Annotated in this window: 13 protein-coding genes and 3 pseudogenes; 15 read left to right on the top strand and 1 reads right to left on the bottom strand. The window is 33.4% G+C overall.

The features are described 5' to 3' along the window. The first annotated feature begins 564 nt into the window (after positions 1 to 564). Together ACUN28_RS17310 and ACUN28_RS17305 are read left to right on the top strand one after the other, a co-directional pair. Positions 565 to 1,638: pseudogene (locus ACUN28_RS17310) on the top strand (patatin-like phospholipase family protein). Positions 1,639 to 1,888: 250 nt separating this feature from the next. Further along, a pseudogene (locus ACUN28_RS17305) lies at positions 1,889 to 2,014 on the top strand (DUF975 family protein); the annotation flags it as partial. A 238-nt stretch (positions 2,015 to 2,252) separates the two neighbouring features. On the opposite strand, the pseudogene ACUN28_RS17300 reads toward ACUN28_RS17305, so the two are convergent. Beyond that, positions 2,253 to 2,687, bottom strand: a pseudogene (locus ACUN28_RS17300) (amino acid permease); the annotation flags it as partial. 680 nt (positions 2,688 to 3,367) lie between these two features. Between ACUN28_RS17300 and sdaAB the strand changes: the two are divergent. From sdaAB to ACUN28_RS17235, 13 genes are all read left to right on the top strand, one after another. Then, on the top strand, positions 3,368 to 4,066 hold the full coding sequence (gene sdaAB, locus ACUN28_RS17295) for an L-serine ammonia-lyase, iron-sulfur-dependent subunit beta (protein WP_001057008.1): 699 nt from the start codon (positions 3,368 to 3,370) through the stop codon (positions 4,064 to 4,066). A 22-nt stretch (positions 4,067 to 4,088) separates the two neighbouring features. Beyond that, positions 4,089 to 4,979, top strand: a complete 891-nt coding sequence (gene sdaAA / locus ACUN28_RS17290; RefSeq protein WP_016136692.1) for an L-serine ammonia-lyase, iron-sulfur-dependent, subunit alpha — start codon at positions 4,089 to 4,091, stop codon at positions 4,977 to 4,979. Positions 4,980 to 5,263: 284 nt separating this feature from the next. Beyond that, complete coding sequence (locus ACUN28_RS17285; protein ID WP_001014204.1) at positions 5,264 to 6,583, top strand: aromatic amino acid transport family protein; 1,320 nt, start codon at positions 5,264 to 5,266, stop codon at positions 6,581 to 6,583. A 311-nt stretch (positions 6,584 to 6,894) separates the two neighbouring features. Continuing rightward, positions 6,895 to 7,119 carry a DUF2187 domain-containing protein gene (locus tag ACUN28_RS17280; RefSeq protein ID WP_000682218.1) on the top strand — a complete coding sequence of 75 codons (225 nt, stop codon included), beginning with the start codon at positions 6,895 to 6,897 and terminating at the stop codon, positions 7,117 to 7,119. A gap of 287 nt (positions 7,120 to 7,406) precedes the next feature. Further along, entirely contained in the window at positions 7,407 to 7,580 is a 174-nt protein-coding gene (locus ACUN28_RS17275) for a hypothetical protein (protein WP_000354585.1), read from the top strand. 175 nt (positions 7,581 to 7,755) lie between these two features. Further along, positions 7,756 to 8,019: a transcriptional regulator SplA gene (locus ACUN28_RS17270; protein ID WP_000396093.1), complete on the top strand. Its 264-nt coding sequence runs from the start codon at positions 7,756 to 7,758 to the stop codon at positions 8,017 to 8,019. Next, complete coding sequence (gene splB / locus ACUN28_RS17265) at positions 8,016 to 9,044, top strand: spore photoproduct lyase (RefSeq protein WP_001039639.1); 1,029 nt, start codon at positions 8,016 to 8,018, stop codon at positions 9,042 to 9,044. The genes ACUN28_RS17270 and splB overlap by 4 nt, the downstream gene beginning before the upstream one ends. 532 nt (positions 9,045 to 9,576) lie before the next feature. Next, a complete protein-coding gene (locus tag ACUN28_RS17260; protein ID WP_016136693.1) occupies positions 9,577 to 11,046 on the top strand; it encodes a glutamate decarboxylase in 1,470 nt (489 codons plus the stop codon). A 663-nt stretch (positions 11,047 to 11,709) separates the two neighbouring features. Next, positions 11,710 to 12,660, top strand: a complete 951-nt coding sequence (gene bla / locus ACUN28_RS17255) for a class A beta-lactamase (protein ID WP_016087836.1) — start codon at positions 11,710 to 11,712, stop codon at positions 12,658 to 12,660. A gap of 267 nt (positions 12,661 to 12,927) precedes the next feature. Further along, positions 12,928 to 13,632, top strand: a complete 705-nt coding sequence (locus ACUN28_RS17250) for a response regulator transcription factor (protein WP_001092333.1) — start codon at positions 12,928 to 12,930, stop codon at positions 13,630 to 13,632. Next, positions 13,632 to 14,618: a sensor histidine kinase gene (locus tag ACUN28_RS17245; protein ID WP_000765319.1), complete on the top strand. Its 987-nt coding sequence runs from the start codon at positions 13,632 to 13,634 to the stop codon at positions 14,616 to 14,618. The genes ACUN28_RS17250 and ACUN28_RS17245 overlap by 1 nt, the downstream gene beginning before the upstream one ends. Before the next feature lie 142 nt (positions 14,619 to 14,760). Continuing rightward, complete coding sequence (locus ACUN28_RS17240; protein WP_002108271.1) at positions 14,761 to 15,531, top strand: ABC transporter ATP-binding protein; 771 nt, start codon at positions 14,761 to 14,763, stop codon at positions 15,529 to 15,531. Beyond that, positions 15,506 to 17,476, top strand: coding sequence for an FtsX-like permease family protein (locus ACUN28_RS17235; protein WP_016136694.1), 1,971 nt, complete (start codon positions 15,506 to 15,508; stop codon positions 17,474 to 17,476). The genes ACUN28_RS17240 and ACUN28_RS17235 overlap by 26 nt, the downstream gene beginning before the upstream one ends. Positions 17,477 to 17,479 lie beyond the last annotated feature (3 nt).

Here is a 17,479-nt window from a genome sequence, read left to right as displayed (position 1 = left end):
CTTATAGAAAAACGGATTTTATATTATCTTAAAATATATTACATTTTACAAAAAACTCGTAATAATGTTATATAATAACATATTTGAATTATTTTTCGGACATTTACCCTAATTGTGAATAATGTGTAATTTTTTTGAAGTATAAATGTCCAATAAATTAAATAGGTGATAAGTGCGGAAGTATTAATACTATATTATTCAATATAATTGTTTGGTATGATTTGTGGATTTGGTTTTTTATCCAAATTTTTTTACTCGAATATTAAACCTTATTAATATAGTAGGTGGAAAAGTTGTGTGATAGTATTTGATATAGAAAAAAGCCAGCGCTGAAAAGGATGTGATTTGAATGTGCAAACAACTGTAAATGATTATATTAAGGTAATGTTTAGTTGTTATTAGTGTAAAGAAAATTCCTTCTCTTTCAAAGAATTCATCCATTGAATAAAGTTAATTCTGCCATACGTATCACATGAAATGAAACGTTTTTAATAACATTTGGATATATTTCAATATACTTCCGATACTATAACAGATTAAAAATTTATCTATTGGAGGTATATAATGGAATATCCATTTCGTAACTTAGTATTTGAAGGTGGCGGAGTAAAGGGAAGCGTTTATATCGGTGCCATCCGTGCACTAAATGAAGAAGGGATTTTACCAGAAATACAACGATTTGGAGGGACTTCAGCGGGAGCGATTACTGCATTACTTTTAGGTCTTTCCATTCCATTCGCAGATCTTGTAAAAATCCACAAAGACATGAATTTCAAAGCGTTTAAAGATGATGATTTTTCGATTGTACAAGATAACATTCGTTTATTTTTTGATGGTTTTGGTATCTAAAAAGGGGGTTTCTTTACTGAGTGGGTAGGAAACATCGTTGAAAAGTGGACAGGGAATAAGGATACAACCTTTCAGCAGTTGTATGACAAAACAGGAAAAGACGTGTTTTTCCAAGGAACGAACGTTTCTACACACCAGCTTCGTACGTTTTCTCGCGAAACGACACCTGATGTCCCGTTAGTAGCTGCTGTGCGGATTTCGATGTCGATCCCATTCTTTTTTAAATCTGTGGAATGGGATAAAGATTATTATGTAGACGGAGGTGTACTCGATAACTACCCAATTCGTTTATTTGATCGGAAAAGTTTTGTGAATAAAGAAGAACACTTCACGACCACAGATACGATTGACGAGGTTAATAAACTGGTAAGCAATACGGAGGATTATTCTACATTAAGAAGCTTACACACGAAATACAATGCATCTTTCTTTGATCCTGCAGATGAAATTGTCTACAACAAAGAAACACTAGGTTTCCGTTTAGAATCTCAGGCCGAGATTGCCATGTTAAAACAAATCGCAACTTCAACAGAACATCATATTGGCCATTCTCTTATTCATTTTGCATGGAATTTGTCTCAAACCATGATCAAAGGTCATGAGAGCGGAAAAACAACCAAAGAAGATGCTGCCCGCACTGTATTTATCAATACATTCTTTACGCCGTCGTTTAATTTTGATATCACAGAAGAAGAAAAGAAAACACTCATGAATTCAGGTTATACTTCGACTAAAGACTATCTACATCAGTTTAATACGTCTGAAGTAAAATTGTTTAATCGACCATAAAGCCGAGTGCAATGCACTTGGTTTTTTTCAATTACCCTGTAAATTTGCTGTTTTTTTAATTGATTATACAATATTCTATTTACTATTCTTCAGTGAAAATCTTAAAAAATAAATTTTTAATCATTGGAGTATCCTCAGTAACAAATATTTACAACTGTAACTGAATTCTCCCTTGATGTTCCACCTAATGTGGTATCTATTACTACACCATATACAGTGAAAATTTGAACATATGCTGGATATGCAACATGTCGGAATGTTTACATTTAATCTATCATTTATTTACATCTCTCCGTATTACAACAAAACTGTCATACATTTTTACTTAAATTTAATTGAAAAACAGGATGATGGAGAAGAGAAGGTAAATATATAAATAAGAAGATAGTATATATATAGGGGGGAACTAAAAATAACGAAATTCATTTTATATAGAAAAAACCAGGATGATTTTAAAAAGTTATCCTGGTTTTTTCTTGAATACACATAATTATCCATATTTCATTAAGTTAATTTGAGCTAATTATAAGTTAGCAGAATTTTTATCTATTCCAGCCTTGATAGTGTTAATAACAGTATATAATTTGTAGAATTAGTTTATAGAAATTATAAAACTATTTTTCATTAGATGTATCTAATTGATGATTGATTACAGTGCTGGACTTATTATTTATAAGTATATAAATCCAACCTATGAATGATAGAATTACTGGATAGAAAATCGCCCAACCACTAAATGAGTATACAAAAATACATATAACTAGAGACAGGAAGGCCATCCACCAACCTATATCTGTAACTTTTAATAACTTAAGAGCAGCTAGCATTGTAAAAATATATGAGGTAATAAAAATTACACTAGGGCCTTTTAGAAGCATCTCTAAATTTGGTCGTGCTATACCATAAAAAATTAAAATACAACTAAAAATTCCGCCTAAAACTAGCAAAACCCTAGTTGGATTTTGGGATTTAGAATGTAATTTAGTAAAGAAGGAAGGGAAATGTCCTTCTCTAGCTTGGGCGTAAATCATTCTTGAAAAACCTGCAATGAATCGCCATCGTTATTTGGAACGTATCCTTTATGTTAAGATTGGTAAAAGAAGTTCGTTTTTTTTGACAATTAATATTAATGCGAGTTATGTAATCAATATACTTAAATGGTTTTATATTTCATTTATGTATTTCTTTTCGTCTGAATGAATTATTTATTACAACAGGTTTTCCGTCCAAAATAAAATGTTCTAAAAAAGGACAATATAAGTATCTTTATAATGATTTTCTAATATAATCAAGGTGTTAATGAAAGGAAATCTGTGCTATTTTTAATTTTTTACTAACTAATACAGCTTCAAATAAAGGACACAATTGCTACATGCTAAGTGTAATTTATTATCCATTCAAGATTCTGTTTATTCGATCTTTCTAAAAATAAAAAAAGATTAAACTCATAAATATACAAGTTATAATGAGGGCGTCTAGAGATAGTTTATTACCGCTAGATAAAATATCAAACCTAGTTTTGGTGCAAAAATTCTAAAGACCTTACAAGTAACTTTCTTAAATTGGACATACTGATTTGATTTGATTACTCTACAAAGGATGTGTAATTAGAAAGGAAATTTATTTAACATCAAAAGAAAGCGTTAACAACGAGAATTTGTTTTGAATTAATTATTCTAATAACTTAGTTTCAACTGCAATTAAAATCATAAATTATGGGGGTGCATATATGAACATGAATGTAGCATCTATTAAAGAAAAAAAGGTTGTTAAATACAAAAGTTGTTTTGATGTGATTGGGCCCATAATGATAGGTCCTTCAAGTTCACATACTGCAGGTGCTTTGTCTATTGGAACAGTTGCTAATAAATTATTTCAAGGTCTTCCAAAAAAAGTTGTGGTAACGTATTATGAATCATTTGCTGAAACCCATAAAGGTCACGGAACTGATTTTGCAATAATTGCTGGTATATTAGGCTTTGCTGCAGATGACAGTAAAGTGCCAGATGCTATTAAAATAGCAGAATCTAAAGGGATTGACATTACTTTTATTGAAAAATCAGGTGATAGTCCTGCCGGTCATCCAAATACGGCAGATGTATATGTAGAGGATGACAGTCGAAGTATTAGAACGATGGGTATTTCGGTCGGCGGTGGATTGATTGAAGTCAAATATGTTGAAATTGATGGATTTAGCTTAGAACTGCAGGGGCCATTGCCAGTTGTTATTGCGATTTCAGAAAGAGCTGACTTTGAATTTGTCTTACGCAGGATCTTTAAACAATATGATGTTGAAATTAACAACTTTCATAGTTTGAAAGATAAAACAAAATATTTATATGCATTCGCTTTGGATTCGCTATTGCCTGGTAATGCTCAGGAGGAATTAGGGAATTTAAGCAATATAGCTAATCTTATTATTCTTTAGTTACATTAAGGAGTGAAAAAATATGTATATGGCCATAAAAGAAATTGTGGATGCAGCTAATAAAAGACAAAAGCCAATTTATAAATTAGCAATTGAACAGGAAATCGAACAAACTAAAATTTCTTATGAAGAAGTTTGGAGTAAAATGGAACGAAATTTAGCGACTATGCAAAATGCTATAAATAAAAGTATCGAGGGCGACGGTGTATTTTCTCCTACCGGTTTAACCGGAGGTGATGCAGTTAAAATTAAAAACTATCGAGAAAATAGGAAAACTCTTTCTGGAGATTTGATGGTGTTAGGGATTCAAAGTGCTATCGGTGTTAATGAAGTAAATGCTGCATTAGGAGCTATTTGTGCAACTCCAACAGCAGGTGCGAGTGGGACGATTCCGGGAGTCCTATTTAGTATTAAAGATACGTTGCAGTTAAGTCATGAAGATATGATGCATTTTCTATTCACATCAGCGTTATTTGGAACGATAGTAGCAAACAACGCTTGTATTTCAGGAGCGTATGGAGGATGTCAAGCTGAAGTAGGCAGTGCCTCAGCAATGGCGGCTGCAGCTGCGGTAGAAGCTGCAGGTGGAACGCCACAGCAATCTTCTGAAGCTTTTTCGATTGCATTACAGAATTTACTCGGTTTAGTTTGTGATCCGGTCGCTGGTTTGGTAGAAATTCCTTGTGTAAAGAGAAACGCCATTGGAGCGACAAATGCTTTAGCAGCAGTGGACATCGCATTAGCCGGCGTAAACAATATCATCAATGCTGACGAAGTTATTGAAGCGATGTATAGAGTTGGAAGACAGATTCCTCGCGAATTAAGAGAGACAGGTTTAGGTGGAATTGCGGCTACACCTACAGGGATTGCTATTAAAAATAAAATATTTGGGGAGAAACAATCAAATCAATAAACAGTTACCGTCTGTATTGTGAAATGGTTAACAATCTATTCTCTATTGTTCGCTTAAGGATTTCTGGATATTGGGGGAATTATCAATAATATATCCTACTATATAATTGAAACATTTTGTAAGTGGTAACAAACTCTTCAGGTTGATGCTTCGTTAATTTTTTGAGTCTGATCAACTTAGAAGAAGGATATACGATGTGGCGCACTTTATAAACAAAAAGAACGGTCTATATTCCTATACCTTAAATAAAGACGTAAGAATAGGAAACAAGGAGGAATTATTATATGAATGGGAATACTGCAAAAAACATAGAATTTCAAGCTGATAATACAGCAGTAAAAAATGAAAAATATCTAGACCCTAAAAAATGGCATAAACAGGATACTACCTGGGCATTGAGCCTTTTTGGAACAGCAATTGGAGCAGGGGTACTCTTTTTACCGATTAATGCAGGTTCAGGTGGTTTATTATCATTGCTGTTAATTACCATACTTGCATATCCAGTTATGTACTACTCACATAGGGCGCTTGCTAAAATGATTTACGCTTCGAATTCTGCCGATGAGGGGATTACAGGTACAATAAGAGAATATTTCGGAAATAAAGCAAGTATCATTTTTAACATTGTATATTTCGTCTCCATTTATACGATCGTGCTGATGTACTCGGTCGCACTTACAAATACTGCAAGTAGTTTTATTGTACACCAATTGCACATACCGGAGCCTCCAAGGGCTATTTTATCACTTGTATTAGTACTCGGTCTTATCACTATACTAAATTTTGGTCAGGATATTACTGTAAAGATAATGAGCATGCTAGTATATCCTTTCATTGCTTCCCTACTTTTTATTGCAATATCTTTAATTCCACAATGGAATACTTCAATGCTAAGTTTTTCAAGTGTTTTTACTGCTTCAACTGGAACAGGGTATTTCGGAACGATTTGGATGATACTACCAATCATAGTATTCTCGTTTAATCATTCTCCTATGATTTCGTCATTCGTTATGAAACAGAGAGCTACGTATGGAATAGACGCTACTGATGCCAAGTGTGCCCAAATACAAAAAGTTTGTTATATCATCACATTCGCTGTTGTTATGTTCTTTGTTTGGAGCAGTACTTTAAGTTTGACTCCAGATGATCTTAAGGTGGCAAAAGAACAGAACTTGTCAATCCTATCATATCTTGCTAATGAGCTTAATTCACCAGTAATCACGATTGCAGCTCCTATCATTGCGTTTGTGGCTATTACAAAGTCTTTCCTTGGCCATTATATAGGAGCGTATGAGGTAATGCGTGACATGATTATCAAGTCCAGTAAAAAACGTGGGAAAGATATAGGAGAAAAAACAGTTAAGACAATGATTCTTACTTTTGTTGTATTAACATGCTGGTATGTTGCTTATACAAATCCAAGTATTCTTGGAATCATTGATGCCCTTAGCGGTCCGTTAGTCGCTGCTATCTTATGTCTATTACCGATGTATGCGATTCGTAAAGTACCAGTACTAGCAAAATACAGAGGGAAAATGAGTAATGTATTTGTAATTATTATAGGGATACTTACTGTTCTAGCAAGTATTAAGTCATTATTTTAATCTACTGTAGTTAGTTCTGATGCAAAAATCGTGTGATATGGAAAAAAGAAAGATTCTTATCGGAACTGAATTCTATATTTTTGATTTAAAGAGATCATGGTTTTGGACAAACTCCTCATCTTGGAGAGTTTGTCTTTTTTAATTATATGCATAACTTTTATCGTTTTAGCCAAGAAGACCCCTTCCTCAAGGAACGTGGAGTGAGTAGGTGGGAGATGAATTAGCTAAAATGATAAACTGGTAACCCCATTATGAAGAAGTAAAAAAAGGGAAAACTATTGTATAACTATCAATAATTTAGGGGGCGCCAAATGAAGCATAATAAAGAAGTAACACTTGGGGATTACGTTCAATTTTCATATCGTAAAAACCCTAATTTACAATTAATGGGGTTTGTAGTGAATGTTTTACAAAATACAATTGTTGTAGATATTGCGGAAAGAATGGATATTGAGGTAGATGATGTTAGGCAAGTTGTAAAGCATGGTTATTATAATAAAGTGGTTCATAGGCAAATAAAGAATAGTGTTTCATAAAAAAGTGCTCCTATATAAATGTAGGAGCACTTTTTTATGGAGAGAATTTCCACAAAGAATTTTTTTGTCTGAGGTATACAATTTTTATATGAAAATACGTTTTGAAGATATTCTCTTATTTGTTAATTAATAATTTTTTCAATCTTTATAGCTGTTATGGATTTAAAATATTATTTATGAAAATTTCACATAATTTTATTAAAAAGAAAAATACTAATACTTGTTTTAATACTTTACTTCGAGGCATTAAAACAAATTTACTAACTACGAAACAAGGAGGCATCACTGTGGACATTCGTGAAGGATTAATTCCAACAGCTTTAGGTACAGCAGTGACCGCAGCAGGTTATGCTCTTAAACAAACTCGTGGAACTAATAAAATGATTGCAAATACAGTATTTGGTTTTGGTTTAGCTCACGTCGTTTTAGGTGTAATCGATCTTGTTGAACATCGTCGTTAGAACGAAAGGCAAGCATTGATATATGCTTGCCTTTTTGGTAGTGCATTTATTATTCATTTTTCAAAGTATGTTTGTATGACGTAATCATTATCAATGAAATTAAATAGCTACACTACAGGGAAATTAGAAAGTAAAACTTTGAGCATTGAATTTTATGAAATGAGATGGTGATGGAATGGAATTTTCTTCTGAAAGTAATACGTATCATGCTGGTGACATTGTCTATATTTTTTATCGAAATCCTCATACTCAAGACGTAGCTAATATACAAGCTGCAGCAGTTGTATATAATCCTGAAAGACCTACTGAATTAGCACTATTTCTTTACGAAACGTATTATCCACTAACAAATGAGATGGCTATATATGCTACCGAAGATGAAGCAAATCAAGCATACACTTACTATTATGGTGATATTTCAGAGGGGATGTTGGAATGAATAAGCCATTTATGCCTAAGCTCGTATATTTTGAACCTAAAGCATTAGATTATCCTTTGGGAAAAGAGCTGTTTGAGAAGTTTTCAAAGATGGATGTTGAAATTCGACATACTACTTCCCATAATCAAGTAAGAGATTTGCCAGGCGATAATGATTTTCAAAAGTATCGAGTAGCAAAATCTACGCTTGTTGTTGGTGTTAGAAAAACACTGAAATTTGATACTTCCAAGCCTTCAGCAGAGTATGCAATTCCTTTTGCAACGGGATGTATGGGGCATTGTCATTATTGTTATTTACAAACAACGATGGGAAGTAAGCCTTATATACGAACGTATGTAAATGTTGAAGAAATTTTAGATGCTGCTGATAAATACATGAAAGAGCGTGCACCTGAAGTAACAAGATTTGAAGCGTCGTGTACTTCAGATATTGTAGGAATCGATTATTTAACGCATACCCTTAAACGGGCTATTGAGCATTTTGGAGAATCAGAATATGGGAAATTGAGATTTGTTACGAAATTTCACCATGTAGATCATTTACTTGATGCTAAACATAATGGAAAAACAAGATTTCGCTTTAGTGTAAACGCTGATTATGTGATTAAAAACTTTGAACCAGGAACTTCTCCCTTAGCTAAACGAATTGAGGCAGCAGGAAAAGTAGCTAGAGCCGGATATCCTCTTGGTTTCATTGTAGCTCCTATTTACCTGCATGAAGGCTGGCAGGAAGGGTACTATCATATGTTTGAACGCCTAAATGCTGAATTACCTCTTGATGCACGGGATGATATTACATTTGAATTTATTCAACATCGTTTTACAAAGCCAGCTAAGAGAATGATTGAAAAAAACTACCCGATGACAAAATTAGAATTAGATGAAGAGAAAAGAAGGTATAAATGGGGGAAATATGGAATCGGAAAATACATTTATCAAAAAGAAGAAGAAGAGGATATAAAAAACTATCTGTATTCCTATATGAAACAGTTCTTTCCTAATGCAAAACTAGAATATTTTACATAAAAGAAAAGAACAAAATTTATTACATCATCAATCAAAAAAATTACTCACTCAGAAAGTGATATTGGTCAACAATTCGCTAATAACTCATTTGAAAAATTTATATACGAAAGTCTTTTATGTAAAAGTATGTTTCATTATGAGCTGAATCCCAACAGTTAAATAGAAAAATAAGGCGGTTGTATGAATATAAGTCCGGTATTGTACCGGGCTCATTCTTTTTAACGTTGCATCAATTCTTTTGTGAATATAATTATCTCAATCTCGCTTAAAATGTTCCATATTCTCAAATTATTTGAATTGATAGTTTTTTAGTTATTCACATTTGTAATGTAGTCTTAGAAATTTCAGAAAATCACATTCATATATTCGATGTTTTCATTATAATATAAATCGATTTCTATTTTATAATCACAAACTATATTTCTTTAATTTGAATGGTGGCAGTACCTTTTAATAGAATTTCCTCCTTGGTTTAACAAATATTTTTTTGTAAATAATATATTTGTTAAACCATTAATTAAGGGGGACTAGTATGCCGCAGGATCGAAAAGAAGAAGTTCAAAACGATACATATGAAGGAAAAGAGATTATGCCAGATAATCCACAATATCTACCACGTCATGTGCAAATGGAGCTGCCTCCCGAATTTTCTATAAATCCTCTGTTTGCCCGCAAAGGAGAATCAGTCGTTCCGCGATTTAACATGCCTGATGAAGGCATGTTACCAGAAACAGCGTATCAAATCGTCCATGATGAAATTACTCTAGATGGCAATGCACGCTTGAATCTTGCAACGTTCGTTAGCACCTGGATGGAGCCTACCGCAGAGCGGCTATATGCTAAATCATTTGATAAGAACATGATTGATAAGGACGAATATCCACAGACAGCTGAAATTGAGGAGCGGTGTGTTCGCATTTTAGCCAATCTCTGGCATTCCCCTAGCCCCCTTACAACTATGGGCGTTTCAACAACTGGATCGTCGGAAGCATGTATGCTCGGGGGGCTTGCGTTAAAGAGACGCTGGCAAAATGCACGCAAAAGAGAGGGGAAGCCGTTGGATCGGCCTAATATTGTATTTAGTTCTGCTGTTCAAGTCGTTTGGGAAAAATTCGCGAACTATTGGGAGGTTGAACCACGCTATGTAAAGGTTAGCCCTGAGCATTCCCGGTTGGATCCTCAGGGGGTCATTGCAGCCGTGGATGAAAATACGATTGGTGTGGTACCGATTCTCGGTGAGACTTATACCGGACGTTACGAACCAGTTGCTGCCATTGCAAAAGCGTTGGACGATTTACAGGAGAGGACGGGACTCGACATTCCTATGCATGTGGATGCGGCTTCGGGCGGATTTATAGCCCCGTTTCTTCAACCAGATTTAGTCTGGGATTTTCAATTGCCGAGGGTAAAGTCCATCAATGTATCCGGACATAAATATGGATTAGTCTACCCTGGATTGGGTTGGATAATTTGGAGGGAAGCTGATGATCTCCCTGAGGATCTAATCTTCCGCGTCTCCTATTTAGGCGGCAACATGCCAACTTTTGCCCTGAATTTTTCACGTCCTGGTGCACAAGTACTCCTGCAATATTACAATTACCTGCGTTTGGGAAAAAGGGGTTACTATGATGTCCAAAGGGCTTCTCAGAAAGTCGCTCTTTTTCTTAGCAAGGCGATTCAAAAGATGGAACCTTTCGAACTTTTGTCCGATGGTTCGGATATACCGGTTTTCGCTTGGCGACTGAAAAATGGTCACACATCAAACTGGAATCTTTATGATTTATCTCGACAATTGCGTGTGTTCGGTTGGCAAGTACCTGCCTATCCATTGCCTCCAAATCTAGAAGCGGTGACGATTATGCGCGTTGTGGTTCGAAATGGATTTTCCATGGATCTCGCGCATTTATTTTTGAGAAACCTCAAACAGGCTGTTGCCTTTTTGGATTCCCTGGATGGGTCTATGCCTCATGATACGAAATGTGATAATGGGTTTCATCACTAATTGGGGGCAGCTCCCGTCGTCGTTAAGTTGAGCTCAACACCCATAACTTTTCGAGCTATTCACTGGGAAGCGGTACAGAAAAGCTGATGGTTTCAACCAAGGGATACATGATGATAGGTGATGAACAAATTGATGCCAGAGGGCTTTACAATATCAAATTATACGCCCAGTTTGCAAAAATCTATTGGCTTTTCTTCCTTTTTTTCTGGTTTCGAAAGATGGCTTGAATTACATAGAGTTAATGAAGGACTATCTGTCATAAACCGAATGAAACATTTGAATTTTATTCAGATTGCCTCCCCTGAACACCTTTTTGATTAAATTTTTTTGAAAATGGATTTTTACATTTGCTATTAAAAAAAGCTTAAAGCACTTTTTTATCAATTTTTATTTCAAAGCTAAATGGACCTCTACGGTTATCATTCAAAGGAGTGAACAGTCGATTCACTCCTTACTTTTTTGTTAATAACTTTGTTGTTGATTAAAATATTTTTAAATGTATGGAACAAACTTGTTACTTAGGTTGTCTATTAAGTATTCGTATAAAACAGGTGTTTATGATAAGTTGGATGCTTGAAGAGTGATATCCGATATACTCTTTAATTTTATTGGTATGTATAACACCTAGAAAAACCATATATTCTTGAAAGAGGTCGAAAATGTATGATAGTCTTAAACAAGTTTTTTAACATTTTACATTACAAAAAGGCGGTACCTGTAGTATTTCTTTCATGTGCAACGCTTATAGGCTGTTCCGATAGTAATACTCAATCTGAATCACTTAAACAAACGAAACAAACAAATCAAATCAAACAAGAAACTACTGGTAATGATTCTTTTGCTAAACTTGAAAAAGAATTTGATGCTAAACTCGGTATTTATGCATTGGACACTGATACGAATCAAACCGTTACATATCAATCAGATAAACGGTTTGCATACGCATCTACCCACAAAGCTTTAGCTGTGGGAGTACTTTTACAAAAGAAATCAATAGAAGGTCTAAATCAAAGAGTTTTGTATACTCGTGAAGATCTTGTTAATTACAATCCAATTACAGAAAAGTATGTTGATACAGGTATGACTCTGAAAGAGCTTGCAGATGCTTCCCTTCGATATAGTGATAATACTGCACAAAATCTTATTCTTAAACAATTAGGTGGACCTAGTGAATTCAAAAAATCACTGAGAGAAATAGGAGATACCGTTACAAATCCTGAACATTTTGAACCAGAGTTAAACGAAGTGCATCCAGGAGATGTACATGATACTAGTACCCCAAAGGCATTAGCTACTAGTCTTCAGGCTTTTACGCTAGGAGATGTACTTTCAACTGAGAAACGGGATTTATTAATAGATTGGATGAAAAAGAACACTACGGGAGACAGCTTAATTCGTGCTGGAGTTCCAGGAGGATGGGAAGTAGCTGATAAAACAGGCTCGGGATCTTATGGAACCAGAAATGATATCGCAATTATTTGGCCACCAAATAAAAAGCCAATTGTTCTTGCGATACTTTCTAATCATGATAAAGAGGATGCTAAATACGATGATAAGCTTATTGCAGAAGCAACCAAAATAGCGTTAGATACCTTAAAAACTACAAATAAATAATAATAGTAATTAGTTATTAAAATTTTTCTGTTTTTCCGTCACAAAACTGTGGCGGTCTTTTTATGTATTTAAAAAAGAATCGACTTAAGTAAAGAAAAAAGATAGAAACAATCCCTATTCAATTTATTAAGTAACAACAAATATACGCTTTATTGGATACTTATTGCATTTGTGAGGGTAGGTAAAATATCATCTTTTTTACATAAGTAAAATATTGAATACCAAATGAACTTTAAAAATTGCGCCTAAATTAAAGGAGAGTACGTTATGAATACAATCATGATTGTAGAAGATGATATGAAAATTGCTGAATTACTGGGAACTCATATAAAAAAATATGGATACCAAAGTATTATTATAGAGGATTTTGAAAATATCTTAGAAATATTTCAAGAGATAAAACCAGATGTAGTGCTATTAGATGTAAATTTACCTAATTTTGATGGTTATTATTGGTGTCGCCAAATACGAGCAATTTCTACTTGTCCAATTGTATTTCTATCTGCAAGGAGTGGAGAGATGGATCAAGTTATGGCTTTAGAAAATGGTGGTGATGATTATATTACGAAACCTTTCTATTATGAGGTTGTAATGTCTAAAATCCGTAGTCAACTCAGAAGAGCATACGGTGAATATGCTCCTAAAGTAAAAGAACGGATAGTTGAGCAATCGGGATTATTCCTGTTCCCAGAAAGAATGGAACTTCAACTAAATGATAGGAAAATTTTACTTACTAGAAAAGAAACCACTTTATTAGAAATATTGATAACGAAGTCTCCGCTCCTTGTAAAACGTGAAGTGATTTTAGAACAACTATGGGATAGCTCATATATAGACGAAAATACATTGAGTGTAAACATAGGTAGAATTAGAAGGAAATTGCAAGATTTAGGTATTGAAAACGCACTGGAAACAGTTCGTGGTGCTGGATATCGTTTGCATGCTACTTGGGAGAAGGAAGGAAAGGAATAATGAAATTATTTTTACAGGAACATATTCCACTCATTTGTTATACATTTGCCCAATTGCTTATCATTCTTTTTATATATTGGTTTGATGGTTATCCACATATTTTGACGGCATTATATTCTGTATTTTTGGGTGTTTTTTTATTAATGGGTTATTTAATATATCGTTATTATAGTCATCGTTCATTCTACAAGCGTCTATCAACACCAATGGAAACTTTAAATGAGTCAATAAAAGATAGTGATTTGACACCATTATCAATGGCCTTAGAAACATTACTACAATCTCAATATCAATATTATCAAAACCAATTAAAAAAATGGGAACGAAAACAACAAGAACAAATGACTTTTATGAATCAATGGGTTCATCAAATGAAAACACCGCTTTCTGTTATTGAGTTAATTACACAAGATGCAGATGACTCTCGATTTGACAGTATTAATGAAGAAACGGAAAGAATCAAAAAAGGATTAGAAATGGTCTTATATGTTGCTCGTTTAGAAACATTTGAACAGGATTTTCATGTGGACAGATTGCAGTTATTGGAAATGATTGATTCTGCTATTCATGAAAATAAACGTCTATTTATACGTAGTTATGTGTATCCAGAGGTAAAAGTAGATCAGAATCTTATTGTAGAAACAGATAAGAAATGGTTTCGATTTATACTCAATCAAGTACTATCAAATGCAATTAAATATTCATCAAGTAAGAAAGAGAAAGTAATAGTATCGGCGTATTCAAAAGGACGAGCAATTATTTTAGAAGTAAAAGATCATGGGGTTGGTATTCCTACTGCTGATTTACCACGTGTTTTCAATCCATTTTATACTGGAGAAAATGGTAGGAAATTTAAAGAGTCTACGGGAATGGGATTATATCTTGTTAAAGAAGTATGTGAAAAATTAAATCATAAGATTGAGCTAGAATCTGAAGTAGGTAAGGGAACAAAAGTTAGAATCATATTCCCGTATGCATCTCGTTAACCGATGAAAGGTATACTTTTCATCGGTTTTTCTTTTGAATCTTACAAACTTGTTAGATAACTGTTAGGGAAATCGATATGAGACATACTATATATAGGTTACACTTCATATATCGAAAAGAGAAATGGAAGGTGAAATACTTGTGGAGATACTACATGTTTCAGATTTAGGGAAGGTTTATCCTGGGAAAATTTCTTATACAGCATTATCCCATATTGATTTAAAAATAAACAAAGGTGAATTTGTAGGAATTATGGGACCATCTGGTAGCGGTAAAACAACGCTATTAAATATGGTGTCTACTATAGATGCTCCAACATCAGGAGAAGTATTAATTCATGGAGAAAATCCGTATCTGTTATCTCCAAATCAGCTGTCTTTATTTCGAAGACGTGAATTAGGGTTTGTTTTTCAATCATTTAATCTCCTTAATACATTGACAGTGAAAGAAAATATTGTTCTTCCACTTACACTTGATGGTGTCAGTCCTAGAGAAATGGAAGGGAAAGTAGAAGCTATTGCTAAAAAACTAGGGATAACTGAAATATTAGATAAACGTACGTATGAAATTTCTGGTGGGCAGGCACAAAGAACTGCAATCGCACGTGCTACTATTCATAATCCAAAATTATTACTTGCGGATGAGCCTACAGGAAATCTGGATTCAAAATCTGCTAGTGATGTGATGGAATTATTGACAAAGCTTAATAAAGAAAATAGCACAACGATGATGTTAGTGACACATGATGCAATGGCTGCAAGTTATTGTGATCGAATTGTGTTTATCAAAGATGGACAATTATACAATGAGATTTATTGTGGAGATAATCGCAAAGTGTTCTATCAAAAAATTCTAGAGGTTTTAGCATTATTAGGAGGAAATGCAAATGACTTTTCGACAGTTCGCATTTAATAACGTTATTCGTAGTAAAAGAACATATTTGGCTCATTTTTTAAGTAGTACGTTTGCTATTATGATTTTCTTTACTTATGCATTACTTGCATTTCATCCTAATTTACAAGGGGATCTTGCTGCCAGTATAACAATCAATACATTTGCAAAGTCAGGATTACAGATATCGCAGGGGTTAATATTTTTCTTCTCATTCTTCTTTATCTTATATTCTGTAAGTGCATTTTTAAAAACAAGAAAAAAAGATTTTGGAATTCTAATGCTACATGGGATGTCACGTTCACAATTGAACAAATTAGTATTTATTGAAAATATAATAATTGGTATCGCTTCAATTTTAACAGGAATTACAATTGGAATGGCGTTCTCTAAGTTTATCTTAATTATGAGCAACAATCTGCTAATGATTGATAAAGGACTCCCATTTTACATGCCCTTTAAAGCAATTGGAATAACATTTGGAGCTTTCTTCTTATTATTTTTATTTATTTCACTTTTCACTTCTCGACTAGTAAATGTAGAGCAATTAGTAGAATTAATAAAAGCAGAAGAAAAGCCAAAGCCTGAACCCAAATCATCCTTTTGGCTGTCTTTATTCGCACTTATTTGTATTGGATTAGGATATACGGCTGTATTCCATAGTGTTAATGCAATTCAATACAAGGATATGCAATATGTATTATTCATGATGGCGACAGGGGTGAGCTTTGTTGTACTTGGGACGTACTTCTTATTTACACAGCTCAGTGTGTATGTGTTACGTGTATTAAAGAAAAGGGAAAATATTTTCTTTAAGAAAACAAACATACTAACCATCTCAGATTTAGTGTATCAATTAAAAGATAATGCAAAAATGTTTTTTATGGTCACTATTATTTCTACCGTTGCCTTCACTGCAGTGGGGACTTGTATGGGATTAGGCAACTCATCCATGGCTGAATCGGAAAGTCCTTTTGCATTTTCTTATCAGTCTTATAATAATAACCATTTAGAAAAAGAACATTTAAAAAAAATAGAAAGCGAACTCCATGGTGGTGAGTTTAATTTCAAACAGGTGACTTATTCAATAAAACAAATTCAAGATACTCTCTATAACAGTAATATATTATCAACCGTTATAAAATTAAGTGATTATAATAAGTTAGCTAAGGCATTTGGTTTTGAAAAAGAAAGCTTAAAAGATGAAAATGATAGTCTTGTCATACCTTCAAAAAAAATTGCTAATTCAAAATCTAATCAAAATAGCTTTCAATTGTTGTATAGAGATATAAAAAAAGATATGCATGTAAATAAAATACTTACTCCGAAAGAATTACAAGATACAAGAGTAACGATAATTATTGTACCAGACGCTGTATATAATCAAATGATAGTGGATCCAGAGAATTATTATTTTGAATACATTATTAATGGTTTTATTGTGAAAGATTGGGAGAAAACAAAAAAAGTTGCGGAAAATATTGTAGCTGCTTTTCAGAAGGATAATAAAGGTATAAATGAGCATATAATAGACAACGAAAAATATACATTTTCGACTTTAATTCTTACTTGGATAGGGATGAAACAAGGTTTTGGACTTGCATCCATTATGAGTGTATTAATAGGCATTGTTTTCTTTACATTTGCTGCAAGTTTTTTATATTTCCGATTATACACAGATTTAGAACGAAATCAGCAGCAATATAAAATGATAGCAAAAGTTGGTTTAAGTAAACTCGAATTAAAGAAAATTGTGTCACGTCAACTTGTATTACTATTCTTTTTACCCATTGTAATAGCAATTACACATAGTGTCGTAGCTTTTATGGCCTTGCAAAAGTTAGCTGATTTTTCAGTCTTGGGTAGTTCCGTTATAGTATTGGTTTGTTTCTTAGTTTTACAAATTATATACTTCTACTTTGTTCGTGCTCAATATTTGAAGAAAATGTATAAAACAATGATTTAATTC

This window comes from Bacillus sp. WC2507 (genome assembly GCF_052656125.1).
Note: the sequence above shows the minus strand (reverse complement) of the source record. Positions and strands in the feature narration are given on the sequence as shown.

Coding starts and splice junctions, on each gene's coding strand:
- ACUN28_RS17280 (WP_000682218.1), top strand. CDS start 6,895: ATGAAGCATAATAAAGAAGTAACACTTGGGGATTACGTTCAATTTTCA.
- ACUN28_RS17270 (WP_000396093.1), top strand. CDS start 7,756: ATGGAATTTTCTTCTGAAAGTAATACGTATCATGCTGGTGACATTGTC.
- ACUN28_RS17250 (WP_001092333.1), top strand. CDS start 12,928: ATGAATACAATCATGATTGTAGAAGATGATATGAAAATTGCTGAATTA.
- ACUN28_RS17235 (WP_016136694.1), top strand. CDS start 15,506: ATGACTTTTCGACAGTTCGCATTTAATAACGTTATTCGTAGTAAAAGA.
- ACUN28_RS17245 (WP_000765319.1), top strand. CDS start 13,632: ATGAAATTATTTTTACAGGAACATATTCCACTCATTTGTTATACATTT.
- splB (WP_001039639.1), top strand. CDS start 8,016: ATGAATAAGCCATTTATGCCTAAGCTCGTATATTTTGAACCTAAAGCA.
- ACUN28_RS17260 (WP_016136693.1), top strand. CDS start 9,577: ATGCCGCAGGATCGAAAAGAAGAAGTTCAAAACGATACATATGAAGGA.
- ACUN28_RS17285 (WP_001014204.1), top strand. CDS start 5,264: ATGAATGGGAATACTGCAAAAAACATAGAATTTCAAGCTGATAATACA.
- sdaAB (WP_001057008.1), top strand. CDS start 3,368: ATGAACATGAATGTAGCATCTATTAAAGAAAAAAAGGTTGTTAAATAC.
- bla (WP_016087836.1), top strand. CDS start 11,710: ATGATAGTCTTAAACAAGTTTTTTAACATTTTACATTACAAAAAGGCG.
- sdaAA (WP_016136692.1), top strand. CDS start 4,089: ATGTATATGGCCATAAAAGAAATTGTGGATGCAGCTAATAAAAGACAA.